Source organism: Pseudogracilibacillus amylolyticus (SeqCode) (assembly GCF_051918545.1).
Lineage (GTDB): Bacteria > Bacillota > Bacilli > Bacillales > Amphibacillaceae > Pseudogracilibacillus.
The window spans coordinates 1-693 of sequence record NZ_JBPPZG010000162.1 but is presented as its reverse complement, the minus strand read 5'-3'; the positions used below and the strand labels follow the sequence as shown (position 1 = coordinate 693).

At 35.9% G+C, this 693-nt stretch carries 1 protein-coding gene; it reads left to right on the top strand.

Annotated features, from left to right (window positions below; genetic code table 11):
• A partial coding sequence (locus ACPYKA_RS15530; RefSeq protein ID WP_479543137.1) for an MFS transporter occupies nucleotides 1-693 on the top strand: 693 nt, incomplete at both ends.

The window sequence follows — 693 nt, the reverse complement described above, 5'->3', positions numbered from 1 at the left end:
TTATGTTAATTTTTGCAGTGGAAAGACGAGGTTTTGCAATGGGAATGACTGGACTCGTCATTTCGTTTGCGCCTGCACTAGGTCCTTCTTTATCAGGATGGTTGATTGAGTTTTTACCTTGGAGATCACTGTTTTATATCATCTTGCCACTTGCGGTCATTGACCTGATAATCGGTTATTTTTTTATGAAAAATATTATCACCCGAACGTTTCCAAAAGTGGATTACGTATCGATCGTATTATCGATGTTCGGTTTTGGCGGATTATTGTACGGGTTTAGTAGTGTCGGAAATTACGGCTGGTCAAATAAAGGTGTAATAATCTCACTGATTGTCGGAACAATTACATTAACCTTATTCATCTTAAGACAATTCAAATTAAAACAGCCAGTTTTAGAATTTCGAGTATTTACATATAAAATTTATACGTTTACAACAGTTATTGGAATGATCGCTTTTACGATGTTAATTGCCTCGGAAACAATTTTACCGATATATATGCAATTGATGGCCGGTTTTACAGCACTCGAATCAGGTATAATGATTTTCCCTGGTGCATTAATTATGGGGATTTTATCGCCATTCATTGGGCGGATTTTTGATGCGATTGGTGCAAGATGGCTACTTATTATCGGTTTATCAATTATGTCAGTTACAACTTTCTTTTTTACAAATTTGACGGAAAGCACGTCAT